Origin of the sequence: Pseudoalteromonas sp. LC2018020214, from assembly GCF_016598755.1 — a bacterium.
Taxonomy (GTDB): Bacteria; Pseudomonadota; Gammaproteobacteria; order Enterobacterales; family Alteromonadaceae; genus Pseudoalteromonas; species Pseudoalteromonas distincta.
The window spans coordinates 1,841,262-1,868,227 of record NZ_CP066804.1; the positions used below are offsets into that span (position 1 = coordinate 1,841,262).

At 38.3% G+C, this 26,966-nt stretch carries 22 protein-coding genes; 13 read left to right on the top strand and 9 right to left on the bottom strand.

Annotation, left to right across the window (positions count from 1 at the left end; all coding sequences use genetic code 11):
* Nucleotides 1–8 precede the first annotated feature (8 nt).
* The 4 genes from JG479_RS08160 (at nucleotide 9) to JG479_RS08175 (ending at nucleotide 4,102) form a co-directional block, all read left to right on the top strand.
* The gene (locus JG479_RS08160) at nucleotides 9–1,025 is read left to right on the top strand and encodes an ABC transporter ATP-binding protein (protein WP_149602595.1); all 1,017 of its coding nucleotides are present in this window, start codon (nucleotides 9–11) and stop codon (nucleotides 1,023–1,025) included.
* Nucleotides 1,026–1,466: 441 nt separating this feature from the next.
* A complete protein-coding gene (locus tag JG479_RS08165; RefSeq protein WP_039487941.1) occupies nucleotides 1,467–2,657 on the top strand; it encodes a sensor histidine kinase in 1,191 nt (396 codons plus the stop codon).
* Nucleotides 2,632–2,997 (top strand): response regulator, encoded by a 366-nt coding sequence (locus JG479_RS08170; RefSeq protein ID WP_039487942.1) that lies wholly within the window; start codon nucleotides 2,632–2,634, stop codon nucleotides 2,995–2,997. Before JG479_RS08165 ends, JG479_RS08170 begins: the two co-directional genes overlap by 26 nt.
* Before the next feature lie 40 nt (nucleotides 2,998–3,037).
* On the top strand, nucleotides 3,038–4,102 hold the full coding sequence (locus JG479_RS08175) for an HD domain-containing phosphohydrolase (RefSeq protein ID WP_149602594.1): 1,065 nt from the start codon (nucleotides 3,038–3,040) through the stop codon (nucleotides 4,100–4,102).
* A 203-nt stretch (nucleotides 4,103–4,305) separates the two neighbouring features.
* On the opposite strand, the gene JG479_RS08180 is transcribed toward JG479_RS08175, so the two are convergent.
* Nucleotides 4,306–4,740, bottom strand: a complete 435-nt coding sequence (locus JG479_RS08180; protein ID WP_002961231.1) for an ATP-binding protein — start codon at nucleotides 4,738–4,740, stop codon at nucleotides 4,306–4,308.
* A gap of 297 nt (nucleotides 4,741–5,037) precedes the next feature.
* Here JG479_RS08180 and asnS point away from each other — a divergent pair, with 297 nt between their 5' ends.
* Nucleotides 5,038–6,435, top strand: coding sequence for an asparagine--tRNA ligase (gene asnS, locus JG479_RS08185; RefSeq protein WP_002961230.1), 1,398 nt, complete (start codon nucleotides 5,038–5,040; stop codon nucleotides 6,433–6,435).
* A 128-nt stretch (nucleotides 6,436–6,563) separates the two neighbouring features.
* Here the strand turns inward: asnS and JG479_RS08190 are convergent, their stop codons facing one another.
* Together JG479_RS08190 and JG479_RS08195 are read right to left on the bottom strand one after the other, a co-directional pair.
* Nucleotides 6,564–7,490, bottom strand: a complete 927-nt coding sequence (locus JG479_RS08190) for an electron transfer flavoprotein subunit alpha/FixB family protein (RefSeq protein WP_200220307.1) — start codon at nucleotides 7,488–7,490, stop codon at nucleotides 6,564–6,566.
* Nucleotides 7,491–8,240, bottom strand: a complete 750-nt coding sequence (locus tag JG479_RS08195) for an electron transfer flavoprotein subunit beta/FixA family protein (protein ID WP_182715514.1) — start codon at nucleotides 8,238–8,240, stop codon at nucleotides 7,491–7,493.
* 221 nt (nucleotides 8,241–8,461) lie between these two features.
* On the opposite strand from JG479_RS08195, the gene JG479_RS08200 reads away from it, so the two are divergent.
* From JG479_RS08200 to JG479_RS08225, 6 genes are all read left to right on the top strand, one after another.
* Entirely contained in the window at nucleotides 8,462–10,108 is a 1,647-nt protein-coding gene (locus JG479_RS08200) for an electron transfer flavoprotein-ubiquinone oxidoreductase (RefSeq protein WP_200220308.1), read from the top strand.
* A gap of 132 nt (nucleotides 10,109–10,240) precedes the next feature.
* Nucleotides 10,241–10,705 (top strand): acyl-CoA thioesterase, encoded by a 465-nt coding sequence (locus JG479_RS08205; RefSeq protein ID WP_200218627.1) that lies wholly within the window; start codon nucleotides 10,241–10,243, stop codon nucleotides 10,703–10,705.
* A 259-nt stretch (nucleotides 10,706–10,964) separates the two neighbouring features.
* Nucleotides 10,965–11,534 carry an outer membrane beta-barrel protein gene (locus JG479_RS08210; protein WP_002961225.1) on the top strand — a complete coding sequence of 190 codons (570 nt, stop codon included), beginning with the start codon at nucleotides 10,965–10,967 and terminating at the stop codon, nucleotides 11,532–11,534.
* A 213-nt stretch (nucleotides 11,535–11,747) separates the two neighbouring features.
* A complete protein-coding gene (tsaA, locus tag JG479_RS08215; RefSeq protein ID WP_039487947.1) occupies nucleotides 11,748–12,452 on the top strand; it encodes a tRNA (N6-threonylcarbamoyladenosine(37)-N6)-methyltransferase TrmO in 705 nt (234 codons plus the stop codon).
* Nucleotides 12,453–12,541: 89 nt separating this feature from the next.
* Nucleotides 12,542–14,266: a proline--tRNA ligase gene (locus tag JG479_RS08220; protein ID WP_138489103.1), complete on the top strand. Its 1,725-nt coding sequence runs from the start codon at nucleotides 12,542–12,544 to the stop codon at nucleotides 14,264–14,266.
* Nucleotides 14,267–14,500: 234 nt separating this feature from the next.
* Nucleotides 14,501–15,346 (top strand): UDP-2,3-diacylglucosamine diphosphatase, encoded by an 846-nt coding sequence (locus tag JG479_RS08225; protein ID WP_039487950.1) that lies wholly within the window; start codon nucleotides 14,501–14,503, stop codon nucleotides 15,344–15,346.
* A gap of 19 nt (nucleotides 15,347–15,365) precedes the next feature.
* Here JG479_RS08225 and JG479_RS08230 read toward each other — a convergent pair whose 3' ends face one another.
* The 4 genes from JG479_RS08230 to JG479_RS08245 form a co-directional block, all read right to left on the bottom strand.
* Nucleotides 15,366–18,377 (bottom strand): ATP-binding protein, encoded by a 3,012-nt coding sequence (locus JG479_RS08230; protein WP_442793209.1) that lies wholly within the window; start codon nucleotides 18,375–18,377, stop codon nucleotides 15,366–15,368.
* 323 nt (nucleotides 18,378–18,700) lie between these two features.
* Complete coding sequence (locus tag JG479_RS08235) at nucleotides 18,701–19,909, bottom strand: ABC transporter permease (protein WP_200220326.1); 1,209 nt, start codon at nucleotides 19,907–19,909, stop codon at nucleotides 18,701–18,703.
* Entirely contained in the window at nucleotides 19,902–20,690 is a 789-nt protein-coding gene (locus tag JG479_RS08240; RefSeq protein WP_165743220.1) for an ABC transporter ATP-binding protein, read from the bottom strand. Before JG479_RS08240 ends, JG479_RS08235 begins: the two co-directional genes overlap by 8 nt.
* Nucleotides 20,687–21,499, bottom strand: coding sequence for a DUF3025 domain-containing protein (locus JG479_RS08245; RefSeq protein ID WP_039487953.1), 813 nt, complete (start codon nucleotides 21,497–21,499; stop codon nucleotides 20,687–20,689). Before JG479_RS08245 ends, JG479_RS08240 begins: the two co-directional genes overlap by 4 nt.
* A 113-nt stretch (nucleotides 21,500–21,612) precedes the next feature.
* Here JG479_RS08245 and JG479_RS08250 point away from each other — a divergent pair, with 113 nt between their 5' ends.
* Entirely contained in the window at nucleotides 21,613–23,238 is a 1,626-nt protein-coding gene (locus JG479_RS08250; RefSeq protein ID WP_200218633.1) for a M28 family metallopeptidase, read from the top strand.
* A gap of 120 nt (nucleotides 23,239–23,358) precedes the next feature.
* Complete coding sequence (locus JG479_RS08255; protein ID WP_200218637.1) at nucleotides 23,359–24,528, top strand: putative manganese transporter; 1,170 nt, start codon at nucleotides 23,359–23,361, stop codon at nucleotides 24,526–24,528.
* A 61-nt stretch (nucleotides 24,529–24,589) separates the two neighbouring features.
* Here JG479_RS08255 and JG479_RS08260 read toward each other — a convergent pair whose 3' ends face one another.
* Nucleotides 24,590–24,955 (bottom strand): DUF805 domain-containing protein, encoded by a 366-nt coding sequence (locus JG479_RS08260; RefSeq protein WP_138489106.1) that lies wholly within the window; start codon nucleotides 24,953–24,955, stop codon nucleotides 24,590–24,592.
* Between the two features lie 417 nt (nucleotides 24,956–25,372).
* On the bottom strand, nucleotides 25,373–26,959 hold the full coding sequence (locus JG479_RS08265) for a dihydrolipoyllysine-residue acetyltransferase (RefSeq protein WP_200218640.1): 1,587 nt from the start codon (nucleotides 26,957–26,959) through the stop codon (nucleotides 25,373–25,375).
* Between the last annotated feature and the right edge of the window lie 7 nt (nucleotides 26,960–26,966).

The window sequence follows — 26,966 nt, forward strand, 5'->3', positions numbered from 1 at the left end:
AAGAAACAATGCTATCTGTAAGTCAGTTGTCTATAGATTATGGCAGTAACCGCGTAGTAAGCGATTTAAACTTTTCGCTGGGTGAAAACGAAATCCTTATGCTTGTAGGGCCAACAGGTTGTGGTAAAAGTACAATTTTACAAGCCCTTGCTGGCCTTATACCTATTAGCGAAGGCGAAATAAACACGGGTAAATGGCGCGCTACTCCCAAATTAACACTACCTCCTGAAAAACGCAGTGTAGGTATGGTGTTTCAAGATTTTGCGTTATTTCCGCACTTAACCGTACAGCAAAACATTTGCTTTAGATTAAAAGATACAGCCCCTGCTGAGTATTGGATAAACCTACTTGGACTGAGCGATTTTAGAGACAAAAAACCAGCAACACTTTCTGGCGGACAAAAGCAGCGCGTTGCACTTGCGCGCACCCTTGCCCACCAACCTGACTTTGTATTACTTGATGAGCCGCTTTCAAACTTAGATGCCGCCCTTAAAGACATGCTTCGTTGGGATATTAGAAACGCACTTAAAGCCGCTGGAGTACCCGCTATTTGGGTAACACATGACCAAGAAGAAGCACTCTCAGTTGGCGACCGCGTTGGTGTGCTTAAAGGCGGCGAAATTCAGCAAATCGATACACCCGAGCGCTGTTTTAGTACCCCAAACAATCGCTTTGTGGCACGCTTTTTAGGTGAAGCCAGCTTTATTAGCGGCCAATTTAGCCAAGGACAAGCCACTACCTCAATTGGTAATGCGCCCGCTCATGGCGTTGACTGTGGAAGTGGCGACGTTGATGTACTACTTCGACCAGACGATGTGTTACTTGTACAAAGCAGTGTTGGCAATAACGGCGAAGTAATTTGGGTACGTTTTGAAGGTGGCAGCCGCTTGTGCGCTGTAAAACTTGCGTGTTCTACGGTTGTAACTAGCAGAGTAAGCCATGAAGTTGTGGTAAATCCTGGCGACGAAGTGCATGTATCACTAAGTACCTCGCACCCACTAGCGGCTTATAAATCTATAGACTGATTAAAATATTGATGTAGGCATTAATTTAAACATTAATACCTACATCAATACTTACTATTTAGACCCAAAATTCAGTTTAAATACGTTCTCCGTTAAAACCCTATTTCGCTTAAAACTAATACTTTTTAACTTTAAAAAACTTACTATAGTCAATAAACAACAATAATATGCAGGTTAAATTATGAACCTCTTGCTATTAATCAGCTGTTGCTGTTTACTGAACACAGATTAATGTTAAACAGTTCCTCTCAGATATCACTTATCAGGTTACGCCTTTTATATTAGTTAAAACCACACACATACATTAAAACACATTATTAAGCATTGCTTTTAGCGAACGTATTACAAAAATAAAACTATATTCAAGCATTGCTGAACCTTAAATATCGTTTAAACGTTTATAAAGTTGTTCAGCCCTTAATGGTACAAAGGATCTAGATAGTGAATAAAATAAGTACCAAACAAGAACTGTTAGAATACTCCGAAAGTATTGTAAATACGGTTCGAGAACCACTGATTGTTTTAGACCAACATTTAAGAGTAGTTACAGCAAGCCGCTCATTTTATGAATTTTTTCGCGCTAACCATAAAGACACAGTTGGGAAACTAATATACAACCTTGGTAATAATCAATGGAACATTCCCAAGCTTCGAGAATTATTAGAAACCATATTGCCTCAAAAAACGAGCTTTGATGATTATAAAGTTGAGCACAATTTTAAAACAATTGGTTGGCGTACAATGCTGCTCAACGCAAGGCAGATTAAACGTACTCAGTCAAAAGATCGTATTATTTTATTGTCTATCGAGGACATTACTGAACGTAACGCGATTCAAGAAGGACTCGTAAAAGCGAATAAAGAGCTAGAAGTACTAACGAGTGACTTGGAAAGTGCTGCTCGAGTTAAATCTGAGTTTTTAGCAAATATGTCGCATGAACTAAGAACTCCACTTAATTCTATAAATGGTTTTTCTGAGGTGCTCTACGATGAAACATTTGGCACTTTAAATGACAAACAAAAACAGTATGTTAAAAATGTATTGGTGAGCGGCAAACATTTACTGTTACTTATTAATGAAATACTGGATATGGCAAAGATTGAAGCAGGCAAAATGAGTCTCACCATCTCGCATTTGCCAATACGCCAAGTATTGCACGAAATTACAGGGCTTACAGCAGATACAGCTAACCAGAAAAAATTGAATATGTGTCTTGATATTGCTGATGACTTGCCACCAATTGAAGCTGACTCCCTTAAGGTTAAACAGATACTTTATAATTTGCTTTCAAATGCAGTGAAGTTCACACCCGATGAGGGTCAAATTGGCGTTAAAACACGACACACTGATACAGAAATAGAAATAATAATTTGGGATACGGGTATAGGTATTGCTGCTGAAAATATGGAAAAAATATTTGAAGGTTTTTTCCGTATAGAAACCCCCTATTCTAGATTAACAGAAGGTACAGGACTTGGGCTGCCAATCGCAAAAAGTCTAGTAAAGTTGCATGGAGGCGAGTTTGTTATTGAATCTGAAGGTGTTAATAAAGGCACATCGGTTCGTATAACTTTGCCAATTAAACAAAAGTCTGTGGTAAAGCATAATGAAAACCAAAATAGTTATAGTTGATGACAATGCGAATAACCTATTGCTAGAGGAAGATCTTTTACTCATGGCAAATTTTGAAGTATTCACTGCTATGAATGCAAGAGATGCGCTTTTAACAATAAAGCGTGAAACTCCAAAAATTATTATATTAGATGTCCAGCTCCCAGATATGTCTGGAACAGAGGTTGCTAGAATTTTGCGTGATGAAAAAGAAACGGCAGATATTCCTATTGTTTTTGTTACCGCTTCTGTTTTACCCGCAGATATAGACCAATTACTGTGTATACCTAACAGTGCGTATATTTCTAAGCCTATAGATACACGCACGTTTGCTCAACAAATAAGTTTATATATAAAGTAATGACTAAAATTATTTAAACCTTGATACACAGGAAAAGTTAATGAAAGATAGCCCTTTAATTTTGGTTGTAGATGACAACCTTCAAAATATTGAACTCATGCAAGCTTATCTTGAACCCAAGGGATATAAAACTGTAACAGCGACTGGCGGCCAACAAGCATTAGATATCTTAGCACAACAACCTGTAGACCTTATTTTACTTGATATAATGATGCCCGGTATGAACGGTTTTGAAGTAACACACCGAGTTAGAGAAGACGCTTTATTAAAGCTATTACCTATCGTCCTTATTACTGCTTTAAGAGAGACAAAAGAGCGAGTTAAAGGGATTGATGCTGGTTGCGATGATTTTATTACAAAGCCTGTAGATAAAAACGAGCTATTATCGCGCGTTAAGTCCCTTCTTAAGATTAAAGACTATAACGATTTAAGAACAAATTATCAGAAACAATTAGAAGCTGAAGTTGCTCAAAGAACTGAATCATTAAAGCAAGCAATGCAAAGCATTAAAGCCGCATCACTAGAAACAATTAATAGACTAACCAAAGCTGCTGAATACAAAGACGAAGAAACGGGTGCACACATTCAACGCATGAGTTTGTATTCTGAGGCCGTTGCACGCAGTGTAGGGCTAGATGAGGGAACAGTTGAAAATATTTTATTTTCAGCGTCAATGCATGATCTCGGAAAGATTTCTACACCTGACCACATTTTGCTAAAAGCAGGACAATTAGATGCTGCAGAATGGGAAATAATGAAACAGCACACCGTTGTAGGCGCTAGCATACTTTCAGGTTCTGATTCTGAGGTTATTAAACTCGGTGAAATTATTGCCCGCTCACATCATGAAAAATGGGACGGCTCTGGTTATCCTGATGGCTTAAAAGGTAATGAAATTCCAATTGCAGCACGCGTAGTTGCTATTGCTGATGTATTTGATGCTCTCTCGTCAAAACGTCCTTATAAAAAATCATTCTCACAAGAAAAAACATTTGCCATTATTAAAGAAGGTAGTGGGAAGCACTTTGACCCCGCAGTAGTGGATGCTTTTTTTGCAGTGCAAGAAGAGATTTTAGCAATTAAACAAAAATATGCTGAAAAGTAACACGTCCATAATTAATTAGAGGAAACCCCATGAACGGACCAAACCCCAATAATCCTTCACCAATGGAAGGTTTTTATATTTGACGATAAAACAATAAATACGCTGCTAGATATAGCTTGGTGAGATTGGAGCAATGATAAAATCACTGCTCATTTTGATGCTATAACTCAAAATAATTTAGACGTGCTGTCTAAAATTCAGCACTACCACTCAAACATGTAGGCCATTTTACTTATTGTTTTTAGCGGCACATTATGTGAGTTTCGTTTAGCGTATAGGTGCTGCATAGCTTTGTCTTTTACTTCACCCACTATCACTTCTTTTACTTGATAACCTAAAGCAACGGCAGCTTGAGAGTAGGCTATAAATTCCCATTTTTTAATATTGGTGTTATCTACAATCACCAATGGAATGCCTTGAGCAAGTGCATTTATAAAGCGCGCCAAATTTAAATTATGAAATTGTGGTAACTTAAATTTATCAAAATGATATTCGCCCTGCTCATTATTAAAGTAATCATCAGTTGAGCAAATTAGATACTGACTTTCGTCGGCTCCACCTAATTCGTCAGCAAGGCTTTGCGCGTAGTAAGACTTACCACTTCCTGGTAGTCCTCGTAAAATAAAAACTTGTTTCATAGCATCGATTTTTTAAGGGTGAATAAATATTAATTTAGTTTGGATGTTAATAATGCCACAAAATCATTAAATTTCAGAGCAACAAATCATAATAGTGGCAATTAAACTCTAAAAACTGTTTAAAAATAAACCGCATGCATAAAAACTTTTAAAGAGTTGCCCACAATAGTTTTTTTATTTAACTTTACTAGGTAAGATACAAGGTTCAAGTGCAGCGCCGTTTATGTGCAATTTATGCCCGCGTGTTGCGCACAGTTAAAATAAAATAGTTAGGCAACTTATATCATTGGAGTGAAGATGAGCCATTTAGCGATTTCAGAGCTATTAAAAGGCAATGTTGCGGTAGACAGCCAAGTAACAATTAAAGGCTGGATCCGTACTCGCCGCGATTCAAAAGCAGGAATTTCATTTTTAGCCGTTCATGACGGTTCGTGTTTTGATCCTATTCAAGCGGTAGTTCCTAATTCACTGAATAATTATGATGAAGTTACTAGCTTAACAGCCGGTTGTTCTGTGTCGGTTACTGGTGTTTTAGTTCAATCTGCTGGCCAAGGTCAATCTTACGAAATTCAAGCTAACTCTGTGACTGTGTTAGGTTGGGTAGAAAACCCAGATTCATACCCAATGTCGGCTAAGCGCCACAGCATTGAGTACTTACGTGAGCACGCTCACCTTCGCCCTCGTACAAATATGATTGGCGCGGTAACTCGTGTACGTAACTGTTTAGCACAAGCTATTCACCGTTTTTACCACGAGCAAGGCTTTTACTGGATCAGCACGCCAATCATTACGGCAAGTGACTGTGAAGGCGCTGGCGAAATGTTCCGTGTATCTACGCTTGATATGCAAAACTTACCGCTTACAGATAAAGGCGATGTTGATTACAGCGAAGATTTCTTCGGTAAAGAAGCATTCCTTACTGTATCTGGTCAGTTAAATGGCGAAACTTACGCGTCTGCAATGTCAAAAATTTATACATTTGGCCCTACATTCCGTGCAGAGAATTCAAATACATCTCGCCACCTTGCAGAATTTTGGATGGTAGAGCCTGAAGTAGCGTTTGCAGATTTAGAAGACATAGCAAAACTTGCTGAAAACATGCTTAAGTATGTGTTTAAAGCCGTACTTGAAGAGCGCCGTGATGATATGGAATTTTTTGCACAACGTGTAGAAAAAACCGCAATTACGCGTTTAGAAGAATTTGTAGATAAAGACTTTGCACAAGTTGACTACACAGACGCTGTAGAAATCCTTAAAAACTGTGGCAAAAAGTTTGAGTACGCTGTTGAATGGGGTGTAGACTTACAGTCTGAGCACGAGCGTTACTTAGCTGAAGAGCACTTTAAAGCACCGGTAGTTATTAAAAACTACCCACGTGACATTAAAGCATTCTACATGCGTCAAAACGAAGACGGTAAAACTGTTGCCGCAATGGACGTTGTAGCACCTGGTATTGGTGAGATCATTGGCGGTTCACAACGTGAAGAACGCCTTGATGTGCTTGATGCACGCTTAGAAGAAATGGGCTTAAACAAAGAAGATTACAGCTGGTACCGCGATTTACGTAAATACGGTAGCGTGCCGCACTCAGGCTTTGGTTTAGGCTTTGAACGCTTAGTTGCTTACGTAACAGGTATGGGCAACGTACGTGACGTTATTGCCTTCCCTCGTACTAAAGGCAGCGCAACTTACTAATACTAAGTTAGCCGTAAAAACCAGCCAATTGGCTGGTTTTTTTGTGTCTTGAATTAACCGTATAAAAAAGCCGCAGCACTCAATGAGCACCACGGCTTTCAACCAGAATAAGTTTGTTTATTTAAAGGCTATAAAGCACTCTCTAACTGTGGCAGTACTTCAAACAAATCAGCCACTAACCCGTAATCTGCAACTTGAAAAATAGGTGCGTCTGGGTCTTTATTAATCGCGACGATTACTTTTGAGTCTTTCATGCCGGCTAAATGCTGAATAGCACCGCTGATACCTACTGCAATATATAAGTTAGGTGCTACAATTTTACCTGTTTGCCCTACTTGCATGTCGTTAGGTACAAAGCCTGCATCAACTGCTGCACGCGATGCACCAATAGCTGCACCTAGTTTATCGGCAATACCATTAAGTAATGCAAAGTTTTCGCCGTTTTGCATACCGCGACCACCCGATATGACCACACTAGCTGCTGTAAGCTCAGGGCGTTCTGATTCGGTTTGCTCAACACTTACAAAGCTGCTTAATTGTGAATCTGATACTGTATCAATACTTGTTATAGCAGCAGCTGATTGCTCACCTTGTAAATCGAAGCTACTAGCACGCACAGTAATTACTTTTTTACTGTCGAGTGATTTAACCGTGGCGATTGCATTACCTGCATAAATAGGTCGTTTAAATGTATCAGCTTCCACTACTGCGATAATTTCAGAAATTTGCGCAACATCTAATAGCGCGGCAACACGTGGCATAAAGTTTTTGCCCGTTGTAGTAGCACTTGCAACAATGTGGCTGTAGTTGTCGCTAATTGATAAAACTAAATCGCTCATGCTCTCAGCTAACTGATGTTCATAAACGCTATTATCGGCAACTAAAACATTAGCTACGCCATCAATGCTGGCAACTTGTGAGCTCATTGCGCTTAAGTTGTTACCTGCAATTAGTACATCAATAGAAAAACCCATTTTTACTGCGGCGTTAATAGTTTTTGAGGTTTCTGGTTTTAAGGCACCGTTGTCGTGCTCTGCAATTACGAGTGTTTTCATTTAAATCACCTTTGCCTCTGTTTTTAATTTTTCTACAAGCTGCGCTACGTCTTCAACAATAATTCCTGCGGTGCGTTTAGCTGGCTCTTCTACACTTATTAATTGCATACGCGGTGTTAAATCAACACCAAGCGAATCTGCTGCTATTACTTCAAGCGGCTTACGTTTGGCTTTCATAATATTTGGCAGTGATGCATAGCGAGGCTCATTCAAGCGTAAATCAGTTGTAACAACCGCCGGTAAGTTAAGTGCTACCGTTTGCAGCCCGCCATCAACTTCGCGTGTTACGTTTACTTTGCCATTTTCAATAACTACTTTTGATGCAAATGTACCCTGCCCGCGATTAGTTAATGCAGCAAGCATTTGACCTGTTTGATTATTATCTGAGTCAATTGACTGCTTACCTAAAATGACAAGTTCAGGCGTTTCTTGCTCTACAATTTTAGCGAGTAACTTTGCAATATGAAGTGACTCGAGCTTTTCATCGGTTTCGATGTGAATGGCTTTGTCAGCGCCCAATGCTAATGCTGTGCGTAATTGTTCTTGTGATGCTTTTGGACCAATAGTTACGGCAACCACTTCAGTGGCGGTACCGGCTTCTTTAAGGCGAATTGCTTCTTCTATAGCAATCTCACAAAACGGGTTCATTGCCATTTTAACGTTGGTTAAATCAACGTCGCTGTTATCACTTTTAACGCGTGCTTTTACGTTGTAATCAATCACTCTTTTTATTGGTACGAGAACTTTCATAGGAACTCCATAATTATTTAAACCTACAAGGTAACGTGCACGTCAACCTATTTATTTTATGAAATTAGACTACTTCCTGTTGACGTAAACGTCAACCTAAAATAACCTTTAACTATTCACAGTCTGTAACGTTTAATTTGCAAGGTTATAAATAGGCTGTACACCTTATTTAAATGCGTAGTAAACATTCAAATAAGTCCGTCATAGATAAAGAGGTTATTATGGTCGAACGTGAAACCATGGAATTTGATGTAGTAATTGTTGGTGCAGGCCCTGCTGGGCTTTCAAGTGCAATTAAACTCGCGCAATTAGCACAAGAAAAACAACAAGAGTGCATGATTTGCGTAGTCGAAAAAGGTTCTGAAGTAGGTGCACATGTACTCTCTGGTGCTGTTTTTGAAACCAAAGCTTTGGATGAACTACTACCTAATTGGCAAGAGCTTGGCGCACCGGTTACAACCAAAGTAACTAACGATGAAATTTATTGGTTTAATAACGAGCAAAAAGCGACATCAATCCCCTACTTTGCTACACCAAAAACATTTCATAATGATGGTAACTACATTGTATCTATGGGCAATGTATGTCGATGGCTTGCAGAGCAAGCTGAGAGCTTAGGCGTAGAGATATTTCCAGGATTTAGCGCACACGCTTTAATAATTGAAGATGAAGCAGTAAAAGGCATTATTACTGGCGATATGGGTGTAGACAAAGATGGTAATGAAAAAGACGGTTACATGCCAGGCATGGAGCTTCGTGCAAAATACACTATTTTTGCCGAAGGTTGCCGAGGTCATTTAGGTAAGCAGCTAATTAATGAGTTTGCACTTGATGCAGATTCATCGCCGCAGCATTACGGTTTAGGCTTTAAAGAAATTTGGCAAATTGATGAAAGTAAGCATGAGCTTGGCAAAGTTGTTCATGGTACAGGTTGGCCACTTAGCGGCGATACTAATGGTGGTGCATTTATGTATCACAGTGAAAACAACCAAGTTGTTGTGGGTTTAATTGTTGATTTAAATTACTCAAACCCTCATTTAAGCCCGTTCGATGAGTTTCAGCGAATGAAGCACCATCCAGTATTTAAAAACGTACTTGAAGGCGCTGAACGTGTTGCTTACGGTGCGCGTGCTATTGCTAAGGGCGGTTTACATTCATTACCAAAAATGCATTTTGCAGGTGGCCTACTTGTAGGATGCGATGCAGGCACACTTAATTTTGCAAAAATTAAAGGTAATCACACTGCAATGAAATCGGGAATGGTTGCCGCTGAAGTTATTTTTGAAGCATTGCAAAATGAGTTGGCAAATACCGATTTAACTCATTATCAAACTGCGTTTGAGCAATCGTGGGCATATAAAGAGTTATATCAATCTCGTAACTTTGGCCCTGCAATGCACAAGCTCGGTAAATTTTTAGGTGGTGCGTATAACACGCTTGATCAAAATATTTTTAATGGCGGTTTACCGTTTACATTTAAAGATAATACGCCCGATCACTCTACCCTTGTTGATGCTAACGCCGCTGACAAAATTGCGTATCCAAAACCAGATGGACACCTTAGCTTTGATAAACTCTCAAGTGTGTTTTTATCAAATACTAACCACGAAGAATCACAGCCGTGTCATTTAAAGCTTAAAGATGCGTCAATTCCTATTAACGTAAATTTAGTTAAATTTGATGAACCCGCACAACGTTATTGCCCAGCAGGCGTTTACGAAGTACAAGAAATTGCAGGCAATAAAGAGTTTGTTATTAATGCCCAAAACTGTGTGCACTGTAAAACCTGCGATATTAAAGACCCAAGCCAAAACATTACATGGGTAACACCTGAAGGTGCAGGTGGGCCAAATTATCCTAATATGTAACTAAATTATGCGCTGTATAGCTATATAACTACGTTTTTTACATATAAATTATAAACATATCCTAAATTGCAGGGGCTTCGGCCCCTTTTTTACGTTATGCTAATAGTAGTTTTAATAATAAGAGTGTTATTTATGCCGTTGTCAAAAGTTATTTTTCGTTTTTTAGCAGAGCCTACTGATGTTAATTTTGGTGGTAAAGTTCATGGTGGGGCCGTCATGAAGTGGATTGACCAAGCAGGTTATGCGTGCGCTGCAGGTTGGAGTGGTCATTACTGCGTAACTGTTTCGGTTGCGGGTGTTAAATTTAGACGCCCTATTTTAGTGGGTCAAATAGTCGAAGTAGAAGCTAAAATTGCCCATACGGGTAGAAGTAGCATGCAAATATTTATTCAAGTTAGGTGTGGCGATCCAAAAACGCAAAATATGGTTGAAACAAACCATTGTGTTATCAGCTTTATTGCAATGGATGAAACGGGCTACCCAATAGAAGTGCCTTCGTTTAAAGCAGTGACCGATGAAGACATTAAATTAGAAAATTACGCTATAAAAATGAAAGAAATAGCAATTGAAACAGAAAACTTACTTCACGAAGTCTAATTAGTAATTTAAATAAAGTAAGGCTATGTAAAAAACTCATTATACTTTGTAAAACATACAACTTATTTTAGAGTACACGATTACACAAAAGTTCACTTTGATTATAAAACACGCTAAATAATGTAAAAACCAATACAAAAGAACTAATTATGGCGTGTTTTTAATCCATTTTAATATTGGCACGCTCGCTGCAAGTAAGTAATTGAAGTTTGATTAATGAAATCAAGCATTTGATTATTTTTTGTAAAGGAGCTATTCAATGATTAAAACACTTTCTCTTTCAGCTATTGCACTAGCAACACTGGGTTTTAACTCTGCAGCACACGCTGACATTTCTGATTTCGATTCTCCACGTATTTATACTGGTATCGGTTACGGTCAATATTCTTTTGAATTTGAAGACAGTGACAACGACACTGACTTTGACGACGATGCACAAATGCTTAAAGGCTATATTGGTACTCAGTTTAACGAATACCTAAGCTTAGAACTTGCTTATCAAAACTTTGATGAAGTAAGTGATATAGACAGCAAAGCTGAAATTGATGGCGTATCGCTTGCCGCACGTTTGGGCTACCCAATAACAGAAAGCTTTTCGGTATATGCAAAAGGCGGTTGGCTTGAGTGGGATGCAGATTACACACAAGATTTACCAGTAGGTGGTGTAACAGCGTCTACAGATGGTGGTGATGCATTTTACGGTGCGGGTATTGAATACGCACTTACAACAAATGTACAGTTTCGTTTAGAGTACGAACGCTACAAACTTGATGACGATATTGATCCAGACATGGATGTAGCATCTGTATCAGTTCAATACATGTTTTAATTAATCTTTAACATGTATGAGAGGGGTAAGCTTATGAGCTTGCCCTTTTTTGTTTTAGGTCCTTTTTAAATACATTAATACAAAATATAAACCACTCAGTCTAATAAATGATTTTGAACCGCTTGGTCTATAAGCAATAAACTTACTTACACTAATGCCATAAATACTAAATGCAGGTAGAATAGCGCTCTATTTTATTTGTACCCGAGTACTATGAGCGATTATACCATTTCGGCTATTGGCCACATTGAATCTCCTTATAAACAAAAGTTTGCTATACCTAGGCAGCCTCGTTTAGTGCCACAAGCCAAGGCAAAACTTATTTTTGCACCTGATTTTAATCGCGAAGAGTTTGTACGTGGTTTAGATGAATTTACTCATATTTGGTTGTTATTTCGTTTTCATGAAACGGCCGATAAAGGTTATTCTGCTATGGTGCGCCCACCTCGTTTAGGTGGCAATGAGCGAAAAGGTGTATTTGCTACCCGCGCTACATTTAGACCAAACGCGATTGGTATGAGCGCAGTAAAACTTGAAGGTATCGAGTATAAAAATGGACAACTTAGTTTATTACTCGCTGGCATTGATTTACTTGATGGCACACCCATTATCGATATTAAACCGTACTTACCCTATTCAGATGCAATGTTTGACGCCAGTGCTGGCTTTGCAGATACACGCCCAGAAACACAAATGACGGTTGAATTTAGCCCTCAGGCAATTGAGTTTGTTAATGCGCAAACACAATACCCAGATTTACATGATTTTATAGCTAATGTTTTAAAACAAGATCCCCGCCCTGCCTATAAAAAACAAAAAGACGGCGAGCAAAGCTATGGTATGACTTTGTACAATTATAATATTCGCTGGCAAGTCAATGGCGAGCATAACGTAGTAACAAACATAGAAAAAAACTAAATAACTCACTTAGCGCTTTAGTGTAAAAGCATCCGCTGTTAAACTTAAGCTCTATTAAAAGAACATAATTACTCTATTTCGGAAAAAACATGCGTACAAGCCAATATATACTCGCAACACTTAAAGAAACGCCATCAGATGCTGAAATCGTATCGCATCAGTTAATGCTTAGAGCCGGTATGATCCGTCGCGTCGCTTCGGGTTTATACACTTGGTTACCCTCTGGTTTACGTGTGCTACGTAAAGTAGAAAACATTGTACGTGAAGAGATGGACAAAGCAGGTGCTATTGAAATGCTAATGCCTGTAATTCAACCTGCTGATTTGTGGGAAGAGTCTGGCCGTTGGAATGAATTTGGTCCTGAGCTTATGCGCTTTACAGACCGTCATAACCGTACGTTTGCACTTGGTCCAACACACGAAGAAGTAATAACTGATTTCGTACGTAAAGAAATAAGCAGCTACAAGCAGTTACCAGTTACCTTATATCAAGTACAAACTAAAGTACGCGACGAACGTCGCCCTCGCTTTGGTGTTATGCGAGCTCGTGAATTTACAATGAAAGATGCCTACTCTTTTCACTTAAGTGAAGAGTGTTTAGATGCAACTTATCAAGCGATGCACAAAGCATACTGTAACATTTTTGAGCGTTTAGGCCTTGATTACCGCCCTGTACTTGCTGATACTGGGTCTATTGGTGGTAGCCTATCGCACGAGTTTCATGTACTTGCTGAGTCGGGCGAAGATGCAATTGCATTTAGTGATGGCAGTGATTACGCAGCTAATATTGAAAAAGCAGAAGCACTAGCGCCAAACGATCCACGCCCAGAAGCAAGTAAAGAGTTAAAAGCATTCCCTACTCCTGACGCTAAAACAATTAATGAGCTTAAAAAGCATTACGGTGTAAAACCTCATCGTGGTGTTAAAACCTTAATTGTTTACGGTGCACCTAATGAAAACGATGCACGTGGTTTAGTGGCGCTTGTACTTCGTGGCGATCATGATTTAAATGAATTAAAAGCTGAAAAGCACCCATTAGTAGACTCTCCGCTTGAAATGGCAACAGAGGCAGATATTGTTGCTGCTATTGGTGCAAAACCTGGCTCCTTAGGCCCGGTCGGCTTATCTATGCCTATTATTGTTGATAGAGCCGCTAATATCCTTGCTGATTTTGTTGCCGGTGCTAATAAAGACGACGAGCATTACAGCGGTATTAACTGGGATCGTGACGTAACTGATTACGAAGTTGCTGATATTCGTAATATTGTTGAAGGCGATATGAGCCCATGTGGCCAAGGCGTTTTACAAATTAAACGCGGTATTGAAGTAGGTCATATATTCCAACTTGGTACCAAGTACTCAGAAGCGATGAAAGCGGGAGTATTAAACGAAGGCGGTAAAAACCAAACCATGACTATGGGTTGTTACGGTATTGGTGTTTCACGTATTGTTGCTGCTGCTATTGAGCAAAACAACGATCAATACGGGATCATTTGGCCAAAATCAATCGCGCCATTCGATTTAGCAATTGTTCCAATGAACATGCACAAATCGCATCGTATTCCTGATATTGCAAATAACCTTTACCAAGGTTTAAAAGATGCAGGTCTTGATGTGTTATTTGATGACCGTAAAGAGCGCCCTGGTGTTATGTTTAATGACATGGAGCTAATTGGTGTACCATTTACACTGGTGATTGGTGAGCGTAACCTTGACGAGAATAAAGTTGAGCTTAAAAACCGCCGCACCGGTGAAAAGCTAATGATTGATATAGACACAGCAATTGATGCAATTAAAGCGGCTGTTAAAGGTTAATAACACGCACGCTCAAAATAGACTAAAAGGCCGCATTTAAAATGCGGCCTTTTTTATGCGCGATTAATAGCAATGCGTAATAATAGATGCTCAATGACTCACCTTTCCTAGCTTTATAGAAATCTTTTAATTACGTGCCTTGGTATAAATTGTCATGGAGGCTTCGCTAAAGTGTCTCATAAGTGTCATTAGATTTATCTACAGTGTTTAATTATTACACTATGGATGACGGGCATGACAAACAATCAACTGCGTAAAAAACAACATTATCCAGCCATTTGGATATCTGATGTTCATTTAGGTTACAAAGATTGTAAAGCTGATTACTTACTTGATTTTTTAAACTCGGTAGAATCTGACACACTTTATTTAGTGGGTGATATTATTGACTTATGGTCGATGAAGCGACAGTTTTATTGGCCCCCTTCTCATTATGAAGTATTAAACTGCATACAAACAAAAGCAGCTAGCGGTACACGTGTCATTTATATTCCCGGTAATCATGATGAAGCGTTTAGAAACTATATAAATCAAACATTATTTGGTGTTGAAATCCACCAGCAGTTTATTCACACCACTAAAGCTAATAAACGGTTTTTACTTATACACGGCGACGACTTTGATTCAGCGACTCGTTATAACAAACTTGTTAGTATTGCGGGGGATGCAGGATACGACTTTTTATTATTTTTAAATCGCTGGACCAATCGTATACGTAAAATATTTGGTGGTAACTACTACTCGCTTGCATCATGGATAAAAGCTCGGGTACACAAAGCACGAGAAGCGATTAGTGCCTTTGAAGATGCCGCAGTTCATGAAGCTAAAAAACAAAACGTAGATGGTATTATTTGTGGACACATTCACCATCCCAAAATAAAAGTGGATGACGATATTATATACTGTAACGATGGTGATTGGATTGAGAGCTGTACTGCGCTTGTAGAGCAGCAAGATGGAAAGATAGAATTACTACATTGGTCAGATACACAATTTATACTTGATAGCGCAGACATAGCTATTCTTAACACGCCTTTTAATACGACAACAAGTACCAAACCAAAAAAATCAGCTGCCTAGCAGCTGATTTTAAAAACGATTAACTTAACCAAGTAATTAGCTTATCTTTTAAAGTTTCTGGTTTAATTGGTTTTGTAATGTAGTCGTTCATTCCAGCAGCTAAACATCGCTCTCTATCACCTTCCATCGCACTCGCTGTCATAGCGATAATCGGTATGTAAGTATAATCTACCCCTGCCTTACTATTTCTAATTTCACTTGTTGTATCGTAGCCGTTTAAATTAGGCATTTGGCAATCCATTAATATAACATCAAAAGCTTGCTCTTCGTTTTCTCTCAATGCTTCTAATGCTTCTACACCGTCTGACGCACAAGTGATTTTTACTTTAGTACGCTTTAATATCGCCTTTGCTACTTCAATGTTTATCATATTATCGTCAACTAATAATATATGATAAGCAGATAGGTCAGGCTCTACTTGTTCCTCTTCCAAGCCTTTAGGTGGCGCTATAATACAGTCACTACTAGCACCAAATAAGCTGGCTAATTTATAACTGAATTGATCTTGAGTGAGTGGTTTATTTAAAATATGGCTGCCTTCAGGTAATACCGTTTTGATTGGCTTATCTGTCACCATGTCTCGTAAAATTAAAACATACTTTTTATTAAACTGTTTACAGTAATCAATTAACGCATCAATTTGAGGATGCTCATCATCAATTAATAATAAATCAGCTTCAAACTCTTTGTGCTCACTAAAGTAGTCAAGTCGTACAATGTTTTCTGCTTTTACTTTGCAGGTTAATAACAATAAGTCGCATACGTTTTTATAAACGTTATCGCGCGCTATTAATGCAGCTACGTTGATACTTGTAGCAAGCTCTATACCTGTGTTTAATTTTTTCTCTTGTGCAACGTGTAGCTCAACTGTTGCGGTAAAGGTACTACCCGCGCCCTTTTCACTTATAACCGTAATATTACCACCCATTAACTGAGCAAGCTTTTTACATATAGATAACCCTAAGCCTGTACCACCAAAATGGCGGGTCGTGCTTGAGTCTTCTTGCGTAAATACTTCAAATAATTTGTCTATGTTTTCAGGCGCTATACCAATTCCGGTATCTTTTATTGTAAAGCTCATTAATAACTTTGAGTCAGTAATGTACTTAGAGCCAACAGTTAAACTTACTTCACCTCTATGAGTAAATTTAAACGCATTATTAACTAGGTTAATTAAAATTTGTTTAAGTCGATGGCTGTCGCCAATAACCATTCTGTCTACTACATCTTTAGTATCTAAAAATACTTCAAGACCTTTGCGTTGCCCTTGTAACGCTAAAGAGCTAATCATATCGCTACATACTGTCACAACATCAAATGTATGATTATCAATATCAAGCTTACCTGCTTCTATTTTAGAAAAATCAAGGATATCGTTAATCAAATTCATCAATGAATTAGCACTGCTATTTGCTAGTTTTAAATAATGGTATTGTTGTTCGGTTAAGCCATCTTCTTTGAGCATTTCAAGCATCCCTAATACGCCATTCATTGGTGTGCGTATTTCGTGAGAGATATTTGCTACAAAGTCACTTTTTGCATGGCTTGCTGCTAATGCTTGGTCAATTGCACGCTCTAGTTCAATGGTCCTTTGTGAAACCTTTAGCTCCAGAGTACTGTTTAACGCTTCGAGCTCTGATTGCGTATTTTTTAATGAACTAATATTTCTTAAAATAGCCGCAACTTGATAACGATTATTATATACATCAAAAATACTGCTAAGCGTAATCGAAAAATATTGTTTGTTGCCATTGCCATCTGTGTAGATTGCTTCAAACGGCATTTTTGAACCGTTTGTAATAGTCTCTTGTATACAATTAGTGTCTGCGTTGTTTAAATTAAACAGGGAGACAAAATCAGGATTAGTGCCTGAAATTGAACTACCAAAAACCTCTTTAGCGGTATTATTAAAGTGAACAATTTCCCCGTTTTGCTCAATTGTAAAAATAGCATCCAAAGAATTTTCTATTACTTTATTGTTTTGCTCTTTTAAAGAATTAATTAACAGCTTACGGTTTATAAAACGTTGGTATAAAAAAGCAATAACTAAAAATATGCTAAAAAACACCACCAACATTGCAATAAAGTTTTGACGTCTCTCATTCACCTTTGCAAACAATGTTTTTGTATCAACACTTACACCAAGCTCTAAAGGTAGCATGGCTATATCACCCTCAAACGAAATTCGTTTTTTTAAAGTGTAAGCCACTGGATAATTACTTATTGGTAAAGTGCCTTGGTCTGTCATGGTAGTTGCAGTAGAGAATTCTTCAGACCATGTTTTAGTTTTATTAAATTCAAAACTGAATCGAAGTTGAGGGTTTGGATGATATAAAAATTCACCTTCATTATTCATAAGGTAAATCTGCGTCCCTTGTGGAGATTCAACTGTTAAATCTTCAAGTAATTTATCCGCAAAGTAATTAGTAACTAATATTGCAAATATTTTATTATTTTCATCAAAAACAGGCTTAGCAACACGAAAAGTGCTTATATAAGGTTCTTGTATCTGTCCATTTTCACGGTTGTAGTTAATTGGAGAAATATAAACACTTTTCTTATCAAGCATGCTTGCTTTGATTATGTAATCGCGTTGACCTTTTTTTTGTAATTGCAGACCTTGCAGTCGATTGATCTCTCCAAGTTGATTTCGGTCAACTCTAACAATCTCTTGCCCACCATCTTCGAGCATAATATAGCGAGCTTGCAAAATACTGTCATCGGTCTGCATAAAACCAGTAAAAATGCTTGCTAAGCGCTCTTGCCAAACATCTATTGGCGTACCAAGAACGGGATCAATTAGTTTATTTTCTTTAGCGCGGGTAATGCCTTGTATTGGTGGTGTAGCATCTAAAAAGCGAATGGCGGTAACACTGTCTTTAAGATGTTTTTTTAATGAAAGGCTTTTTGTTTCAAGTTCACGCTTTAATTCTATTTGAGCTGAATTATAAACATCACTTCTTACTTTTTGATCGAACAAATACAGAGATGGTAAAGCTATAAGAACAAATATTATTGTTGCAACGAGCATTAGTTTATTATTTTTTGTCACATTCAAAAAAATATTCCTTTTTAACATTTACCTTCACCATAAGTTTTTATTGTTATTAGTATAGAGTATTAAAGAGAGAATTGGACCCTCCAACTAATCAGTTATCGTTATAATTTTTATAATAAAAAGACTAAATTATTAGTTTTATTTAGAGCACAACCCTTATGTGAATTTTAAATGAATGGGTGAAAAAATATGGGCTTACAAAATTAATAAATGAGCTATTTTAACTATTAATCGCTTCAAAGTATAAAAGGTAGCAATAGCTACCTTTTATATATTCTTAAAACCCTTTATGTACATTATCTAAATAGCACATCTTCTCTGTTAAACCACTTAACACAAAATGCCAATAGTCCAGCAGCAATGATTGCAGTGGCTAAAAATATTAAGCCTACAAATGTGTAATCAACAGTCCCTTTTACTATTTCTTTAATTGCTAATGCTACGTTTGTAACAGGAATGAATGCTGTTTTAGCAGTAAGTTCCATATTTGGCATTATTGAAATAATAATCGGGAAAAATACGCCCATACTAAGTGGTGCCATATAATTTTGCGCTTCTTTAAACGTGCGAGCATAGATAGATATAGCCAGAGCTAAGGCCGAAAATATAGCTGCAACAGGTAATAATAGTACAAATATCATCAGTAAATCGGTAACTGCTAATGTACTAAACGCGGCTTTAATAAAATCAAGATCGGCAAATGCGAGCGCCAATGCTATCCAACAGCCCATACTTAAGACGGTTATGGTTGTGGAGGCAATTGATGTAGTTAACAAGGTTATAAATTTACCAAGCACCAACTCTGTACGCGTAATAGGTGTAAGTAGAAGTGTTTCTAGCGTGCCGCGTTCTTTTTCGCCAGCGCCTAAATCAATAGCGGGATAAGTTGCCCCCATCAATACTAATGGAATAAGTAGGTAAGGTAAAAACCCGCCAATTTTTTCGCCAAGGTTTTCACGTTTATCGGCTGTATCTACTTTTATTACTTCAATTGGATTAAGAATAGATTTTTGAACAGACTCTTCAATACCAAAACTGATTAGCTTTTGAGTTTGCAGCACGTCACTGTATTCTTTTGCGAGCTCTTTAACGCGTTCGAATAAAAAGTTGATAGATTTTGAATCGTTAAAAACAACCTGCCACTGGCTTTGTTTTCCATCGTCCAATGTTTGCACAGCATAACTTGGTAAATAAATACCCATATCAATATCGCCAGCGATTACACCTGCTTTAAGCTCATCAATATTGTTAAAGGTTTTATCCCCTTTATAAAGCTCAAAACTTTTGTGATAAAACACTTTATCTGTAAACTCTTGTGCGTATTCACCGTTGATTATCGCGTAAGTGTTTACTTTTTGCTCAGCGTCCATTGCAGCTTGCGAGCTTATAAATGCCATTACGGCAAACAATAACGGAAATATAGCAACAGGAAGCGCGACGACAAATAATAGCGTTTTTTTATCGCGTAATAACTCTCTTAATTCCTTTTTAAATACCTCAAACATCATGTTTCTCCGTTAATATGTTCATAAACGCTTGGTTAAGCTCATCACTATTACCTGCTTGTTTAAACTCTTCTACTGTTCCGTCAAAACAGCTAATACCTTCGTTAATTACAGCAACACGGTCACATAAAAGGGCTACTTCATCTAGATGATGGGTTGAGAAAATAACAGGCGTCCCTTGCGCCTTTAAACCTTTGATAAATTTAATAACGGTTTGTGTTGTCATTATATCAAGGCCCGTTGTTGGCTCATCAAGTACCACAACTGCTGGGCGATGAACAACTGCGCGCGCAATATTTGCTTTTTGCTTCATACCTGTTGATAGGTTTTCTGCCCGTTTATCTACAAACTTATGCATATCAAGCAATGTAAATAGCTCATCACAACGCGTTGCTATATCGCTTTTGTTCATGCCATGAAGCTTTGCAAAATACTCTATGTTTTCTTTTACAGTTAAGCGGCCATACAAACCCGTAGAGCCTGATAAAAATCCAATAGACTTACGGCCCAGTAGCGGTTTTTTTACAATATCGTTTCCAGCAATAGTTATTGAGCCTTCATCGGGCTTTAACGCGGTTGAAATCATTCTAAGTGTCGTCGTTTTACCCGCACCATTTGGGCCGAGCAATCCAAGTACCTCACCTTTAGCGCAACTAAAACTAACGTCTCGTACTGAGTGAAAGTAGTCTTTATCTTCACGAGGATCGATGTCGTCTATTTTATTTTTTTTGTGATCTTTAGTTAGCTTGAATTTCTTTTTAAGCCCAGCAACTTCTATCATGTTCGCATCCTTCGTTTCGCTCTAAAATAATCTGTATTGTTGTAAAAAGAGTCGTCTTTGTTTTCGTCATGCCAGCCTGGCACACCTAATAAAGGCAGTGGTGAAAGCTTTTTGTTATCGGCTAAGCAGTTATCTGTACTAATCATCTCATAAAGGGCTTGGTCAAGGTACTGGTATTGAGTTACTAAATCTTTACAAAATATTTCATTAGGTACACAAACAAATAACGCTTTACCCGTTAAACCTATATAGGGCTTTGTTAGCATTTCATAATTAGCATGACCAAACATAAAAGGTTTTATTGTTTTACCCCACTCATGTTTGTGTTCAACGAATGCAGTTTTCCATTGGTGATCGCAAAGCCACTGCTGCCATTTACTCTCACTTATAGCTAATACAACACCACACTCATCAAAAAGCGTTAGTGCATTACGATGCTTAGTACGCTGTTGCAGTCCATGCTCAGCTATATCTTGCACATGTCTATGGTTTATTAACGCTTTGGTTTTAGGAAATAAACACCATATAAACCCACCAAATAAGTCATGCCAGTTTTCACTGCGTGTAGGTACAACACCTGTTTCAAAAATTACTTGCTCATAATACCGCTCGCCAAAGTCTACCTTTGCATCATCTTCAAAAGTAATAGGAATATTATTCTCATTAATAGCAGTTAAAAATGGAGAAAACCACTGCGGCGATGGCCAATCTGTTAGTTCGTTAACTTTAAATAGCTCACGTAAATGCGCAAATGCACCTGTTTCTAAACTACTGATTTGCCACTGCTCGGGGGGAGTAAAACGCTTCATTTAAACCTTTAACAATTTATGCCTATAATTTACGAGAAGTTTACCGCAAAAACTGGTTCTGCTTAATAGAAGTTAATATACTAATCACAACTTAAAACAAAAAAAGAGCTGACATGAAACATTATTTCTCTCTCACACTCCTCGCTACTGCTGTTTTAGCAGGTTGCGCAACAACAAGTATTACCCCGACTGATGTAACAAATGGATATAACAGTATTCAAGCTGATGAACTGGCTAAACATGTAAAAGTACTCGCATCGGACGAATTTGGTGGCCGTGCTCCTTCATCACCTGGCGAAAAGCTAACGCTTGATTATTTAACTGCGCAGTTTAAAGCTTTAGGTTTAAAACCAGGTAATGGCGACAGTTACTTACAAGAAGTCCCATTGGTTTCTTTAGAAGCTGATTCGAATATGGTGCTTAGTATTGGTGGTAAAGACTATCAATATAAAAAAGACATGGTTATGGGTAGCAGCCGCATTAGCGCACAAGAAGGCATAGAAAATTCTGAACTTGTATTTGTGGGCTACGGCGTTAATGCCCCTGAATACAATTGGAATGATTACGAAGGCTTAGACGTTAAGGGCAAAACGGTTGTAATGCTTGTTAACGATCCGGGCTTTGCAACAAAAGACCCTGCTTTATTTACTGGCGATGCAATGACCTATTACGGCCGTTGGACATACAAATATGAAGAAGCAAGTCGACAAGGTGCTGCAGGTGCGATTATTATTCATGAAACAGCACCTGCGTCATATCCATGGTCGGTTGTTGAAAATTCGTGGAGTGGCGAGCAGTTTGGTTTTCAAAAAGAAAACAACAATATGGACCGCGTAGCCGTTGAAGGCTGGGTTACAACTGACGTAGCAAAAGAGCTTTTTACTAAAGCAGGATTAGATTTTGAGACTGCGAAAGAAAACGCAGCTAAAGGTGCTTACCATCTTGATATGGGCGATTTAACTGCTTCTGTTAATGTTAAAAATACGATTAAAAAATCAGTGTCGTATAACTTTATCGCTACGTTACCAGGAAGTGAGCAACCAAATGAGCATGTTATTTACTCGGCGCATTGGGATCACTTAGGTACAGATAAAACACGTAAAGGCGATCAAATTTATAACGGTGCTCATGACAACGCAACGGGTACAGCTGGGCTAATTGAAGTAGCTGAAGCCTTTACTAAGTTACCTAAGCACCCTAGCCGTTCAATGACATTTTTAGCGGTAACTGCTGAAGAGCAAGGCTTACTTGGCTCTAAATACTATGCAGCAAACCCAGTGATTGCAGCGAATAAAACAGTCGCTAACATAAACATGGATAGCTTAAATTTATTAGGCAAAGTAAAAGACATGAATGTGGTTGGTATTGGTAAATCACAAATGGATGAGTTTTTAGCAACTGCAGCTAAAGAGCAAGGCAGAACAATATCAGGCGACCCTAAACCATCATCTGGTGGTTATTACCGCTCTGATCACTTTGCATTTGCAAATATGGGCATTCCAGCCATGTACGCAGGCGGTGGCACAGTCGCAGCTGATGAAGAAACAGCTAATTACCGTAAACGCATGAGTTTAGTACTTCGCGGTTGTTATCATCAACCATGTGATCGTTACCGTGACGAATGGGATTTATCGGGTGCTGTTCAAGACTTACAATTGTTTTATAAAGTAGGCTTTGATATTTCGGAGCAAGAGCAATGGCCAACGTGGAATGCAAGCTCAGAATTTCAACGTAAGTAGCATTAGTTTAACATCGAAAAACTCAAAGAGAGTAATCGATTTAAATAGATGCAAATGATATTGATTATCATTCAATTAAAATATACAGTGTTACTAAGTTTATTTAATTGGTAACACTGTATGATTTTACTCTCTCAAATAGGATTTATTACGCCCGCTTCTAAACGCTTTGTTAGCCAAAATAAACGTTTATTATTACCACTTTTTTTGTTGGTATGCTTAGCTATGCCATCACTTCGTGAAATTACAATAACAGCACTAAGCGATGCTTTTTTTCAAGTTAGCGTATTTGTTGCTGCTACATTATTAATTTATTACTACGCCATAGAGCATTTACCTCAATTAGAACTTAGTTATTTAAGTGCTAAATCGCCGGTATTAGAAATATTTTTTGCTGCCGTTTTAGGTGCCCTTCCTGGATGTGGTGGTGCAATAATAGTGGTTACCCAGTTTACAAAAGGCCAAGCAAGTTTTGGGGCTATTGTTGCTGTTTTAACAGCTACAATGGGAGATGCCGCATTTTTACTCCTTGCCACTCGCCCTACTGAAGGTTTAACCATAATGGCTATTGGCTTAGTAGTAGGCACGCTTTGTGGTGTTATAGTAAACGCCCTTCATGCAAAAGACTTTTTACGCCCAACAAAGCAAGAACAAAAACACCAAGTTAAAGTATTGCCAACTAGTATAATTAAAATAAGCAAACCCGTTTGGATGTTCGCTATTATTCCAAGCCTCATTATTGCTTTTTTAATTGCATTTAATGTCAACTTTGATCAATTTGGAAAATACACAGGCACAAGTATTAGTATTTTTGGTGCTGCAATGGCGTTATTTACTGTAACTATATGGGCGTATTCTTCTAAAGGTGAAAGCTATAAAGAAGTAACCTCAGAAGACGATGAATGTAATCCACCTTCTAAAATTATTAAAGTACTTCAAGACACACACTTTGTGACCGCATGGGTAGTGGCATCGTTTATGTTGTTTGAGATTTTAGTAAATATTGCAGGGCTTGATTTAAAAAACTGGTTTGCACATTATGCTTATTTAGCGCCACTTATTGCTGCAGTGATTGGTTTTTTACCAGGTTGTGGCCCGCAAATAATTGTTACTACGTTATATATTCAAGGCATTATTCCCTTTAGTGCATTAACTGCTAATGCAATATCTAATGATGGTGATGCGTTATTTCCTGCAATTGCAATGGCACCTAAAGCGGCTGTAATTGCGACTGTGTATACATCTATTCCTGCTTTGGCCGTTGGCTATGGCCTTTACTTTTTAAGTTAAAATTACCATAAACAAAAAAGCTCAGCTATTGCTGAGCTTTTAGGATGTTAACTTATTTTATTTATACGGCTGCTGGCTCTGCAGCTAGTTCTTTTGGATTTGGGCCATAATCGTTCTCACCTTCATGTGAGTCTTGTGCAAGAAAAACAATTAAAACAATCCAACCAATTACTGGCACTAACCAAAGTAACTGCCACCAGCCTGAACGACCAGTATCATGAAGGCGACGTGCGCCAGCACTCAATTGAGGGATCAATAATGCCAAGCTATATATTGTTCCAATCACAGCTACACCCATTAGCTCATCAACCACTCCCAGTGCTAAAGCGATTAAAAAGTTGATTAAGTAAAACATCCAAAATGCTTTGCGGCGATTACGGCCTGAAAAATCGGCGTAGCTGCGAAGCGCGTTCATATAATGTTCCATGAAATTTCCTTAGTGTTATTTTTTATATTCCCTAACAGGGTTAACTTTATTACTTTTTAGTAACACTTGTATCTTAAATAAAAACAGACTCATTTAAAACAAAAAACCAGCAAATTGCTGGTTTTTTTATTAGGGCGTGTTGACCTTTGCGGATTGTAATTTGTTCAATCTAGGGGCGATTTAATCGCGGCGCGAGGTTTGTAACCTAGTGGGCTAAGTAAAAACCGAGCAACAAAGAGTTTATCGCCCCTAGGCAGAACCCGAAGGGCAGCGCATGTTTGGCATTTATGCTGCGTTATCGCCTACTTATGGGGAGTAACCACTCTTCATAGGCTCTGCCTTGCCTAAAAACCAAACATACTGCTGCAAATTCAATCATCAAAGATCAACACGCCCTAGGTTTAAACAATTATATTATTAACTCATTGCCATCATCATTGCCGAAGGATTTTCTAAGTACGATTTCCATAGGTTATTAAAGCGAGCAATCGTTCCGCCATCAATAACACGGTGATCGCCAGACCAACTTACTTGCATTATCGCTTTACTCACAACGTGCCCACTTTCGTCAAAACGTGGTAGATGCTGTAGTTTACCAAGCGCAACAATAGCTACTTCTGGTTTATTAATTATAGGGGTCGCAATAGTGCCGCCAATCGCACCAATGTTAGAAATGCTAATTGTCCCACCTTTTAAATCATCAGGGGCAACACGCCCTTCTCGCGCTGAGAGAGTTAAGCGGGTTAAATCATTAGCCACATCAACAATACTCTTACTCTGGCACGACTTAATATTAGGCACTAACAAGCCAATTTTTGAATCAACCGCTATACCAATATTATGATCGTTATAATAGGTAAGCTCTGAGCAATCATCATTCACTTTTGAATTAAGTACAGGGTACTCTTTCATTGCCAGCGAGAGTGCTTTTACAAAAAATGGCATCATGGTGAGCTTTACGCCTTGTGCTTTGTACTGCTCTTTTAAGGAGCTGCGCAAAGCTATAAGCTGTGTTAAGTCTATTTCATCACTAAACGTAAAGTGCGGAATAGTTGAAACTGAAGCTACCATTTGTTTGGCCATGGCCGCTTTAATGCCTTTAATTTGCTCTACTCGTACGCCACCGCTTTGATTCTGTGTTTGGTTTTGTACTGCACTTTGAGAAGCATCGCTATTAAGCGGTGAAGTATCAATAGTATTTGGCACTTCGCCTTTTACAAACTCTTCAATATCTTGCTTGTAAATACGGCCATTTTTTCCACTACCTGGTACACAGGTTAAATCAACATCTAGCTCACGTGCTTTACGACGAACTGCAGGGGATGCAACCGCTTTTTGATTGATAACCTTTGCAGCTTGCTGCGTTTCAACTGGGGCAACTTTTTCAGCGACGGCATTAGTTTGAGCCTTTACGACCGCTTGGTTTATATCAACATTTGGCTTTACTGCACTGCCTGCAATTGTCATTTGAAACAACGGGCTATGTACTTTTGCTATTTCACCTTTTTGGTAATATAGTTTTTTTACTGTGCCTGTATATTTTGCCGGAATTTGTACTAATGCTTTGTCGGTCATTACGTCACAAACCGCTTGGTCTTCTTCTATTTCATCGCCTTCTGCGACTAACCAATCAACAATCTCACATTCGACAATACCTTCACCAATATCAGGTAGTATAAAGTCCTCAACTACATCAGATGCATTGTTGTTAGCTTGATTTTCAGCTTGAACTGGCTCTTCTACTACTTCATTACTCGTACTATCACCAGTTACATCCATAGCAAATAAAGGAGCATGTACTTTAGCAATTTCACCTTTTTGATAATATAGCTTTGAAATAATGCCATCATGCACTGCCGGAATTTGTACTAATGCTTTGTCTGTCATCACATCACAAATTGGCTGATCCTCAGATACGGTATCGCCTTCTTGTACTAGCCATTCAACTACTTCGCATTCAACAATGCCTTCACCAATATCGGGTAATATAAAATCTTTCGCCATGGTACCC

What these genes read in the sequence shown, in the direction of transcription:
- JG479_RS08160 (WP_149602595.1), top strand. Translation starts at nt 9, where the DNA reads ATGCTATCTGTAAGTCAGTTGTCTATAGATTATGGCAGTAACCGCGTA.
- JG479_RS08170 (WP_039487942.1), top strand. Translation starts at nt 2,632, where the DNA reads ATGAAAACCAAAATAGTTATAGTTGATGACAATGCGAATAACCTATTG.
- JG479_RS08175 (WP_149602594.1), top strand. Translation starts at nt 3,038, where the DNA reads ATGAAAGATAGCCCTTTAATTTTGGTTGTAGATGACAACCTTCAAAAT.
- JG479_RS08180 (WP_002961231.1), bottom strand. Translation starts at nt 4,740, where the DNA reads ATGAAACAAGTTTTTATTTTACGAGGACTACCAGGAAGTGGTAAGTCT.
- asnS (WP_002961230.1), top strand. Translation starts at nt 5,038, where the DNA reads ATGAGCCATTTAGCGATTTCAGAGCTATTAAAAGGCAATGTTGCGGTA.
- JG479_RS08190 (WP_200220307.1), bottom strand. Translation starts at nt 7,490, where the DNA reads ATGAAAACACTCGTAATTGCAGAGCACGACAACGGTGCCTTAAAACCA.
- JG479_RS08195 (WP_182715514.1), bottom strand. Translation starts at nt 8,240, where the DNA reads ATGAAAGTTCTCGTACCAATAAAAAGAGTGATTGATTACAACGTAAAA.
- JG479_RS08200 (WP_200220308.1), top strand. Translation starts at nt 8,462, where the DNA reads ATGGTCGAACGTGAAACCATGGAATTTGATGTAGTAATTGTTGGTGCA.
- JG479_RS08205 (WP_200218627.1), top strand. Translation starts at nt 10,241, where the DNA reads ATGCCGTTGTCAAAAGTTATTTTTCGTTTTTTAGCAGAGCCTACTGAT.
- JG479_RS08210 (WP_002961225.1), top strand. Translation starts at nt 10,965, where the DNA reads ATGATTAAAACACTTTCTCTTTCAGCTATTGCACTAGCAACACTGGGT.
- tsaA (WP_039487947.1), top strand. Translation starts at nt 11,748, where the DNA reads ATGAGCGATTATACCATTTCGGCTATTGGCCACATTGAATCTCCTTAT.
- JG479_RS08220 (WP_138489103.1), top strand. Translation starts at nt 12,542, where the DNA reads ATGCGTACAAGCCAATATATACTCGCAACACTTAAAGAAACGCCATCA.
- JG479_RS08225 (WP_039487950.1), top strand. Translation starts at nt 14,501, where the DNA reads ATGACAAACAATCAACTGCGTAAAAAACAACATTATCCAGCCATTTGG.
- JG479_RS08230 (WP_442793209.1), bottom strand. Translation starts at nt 18,377, where the DNA reads ATGCTCGTTGCAACAATAATATTTGTTCTTATAGCTTTACCATCTCTG.
- JG479_RS08235 (WP_200220326.1), bottom strand. Translation starts at nt 19,909, where the DNA reads ATGTTTGAGGTATTTAAAAAGGAATTAAGAGAGTTATTACGCGATAAA.
- JG479_RS08240 (WP_165743220.1), bottom strand. Translation starts at nt 20,690, where the DNA reads ATGATAGAAGTTGCTGGGCTTAAAAAGAAATTCAAGCTAACTAAAGAT.
- JG479_RS08245 (WP_039487953.1), bottom strand. Translation starts at nt 21,499, where the DNA reads ATGAAGCGTTTTACTCCCCCCGAGCAGTGGCAAATCAGTAGTTTAGAA.
- JG479_RS08250 (WP_200218633.1), top strand. Translation starts at nt 21,613, where the DNA reads ATGAAACATTATTTCTCTCTCACACTCCTCGCTACTGCTGTTTTAGCA.
- JG479_RS08255 (WP_200218637.1), top strand. Translation starts at nt 23,359, where the DNA reads ATGATTTTACTCTCTCAAATAGGATTTATTACGCCCGCTTCTAAACGC.
- JG479_RS08260 (WP_138489106.1), bottom strand. Translation starts at nt 24,955, where the DNA reads ATGGAACATTATATGAACGCGCTTCGCAGCTACGCCGATTTTTCAGGC.
- JG479_RS08265 (WP_200218640.1), bottom strand. Translation starts at nt 26,959, where the DNA reads ATGGCGAAAGATTTTATATTACCCGATATTGGTGAAGGCATTGTTGAA.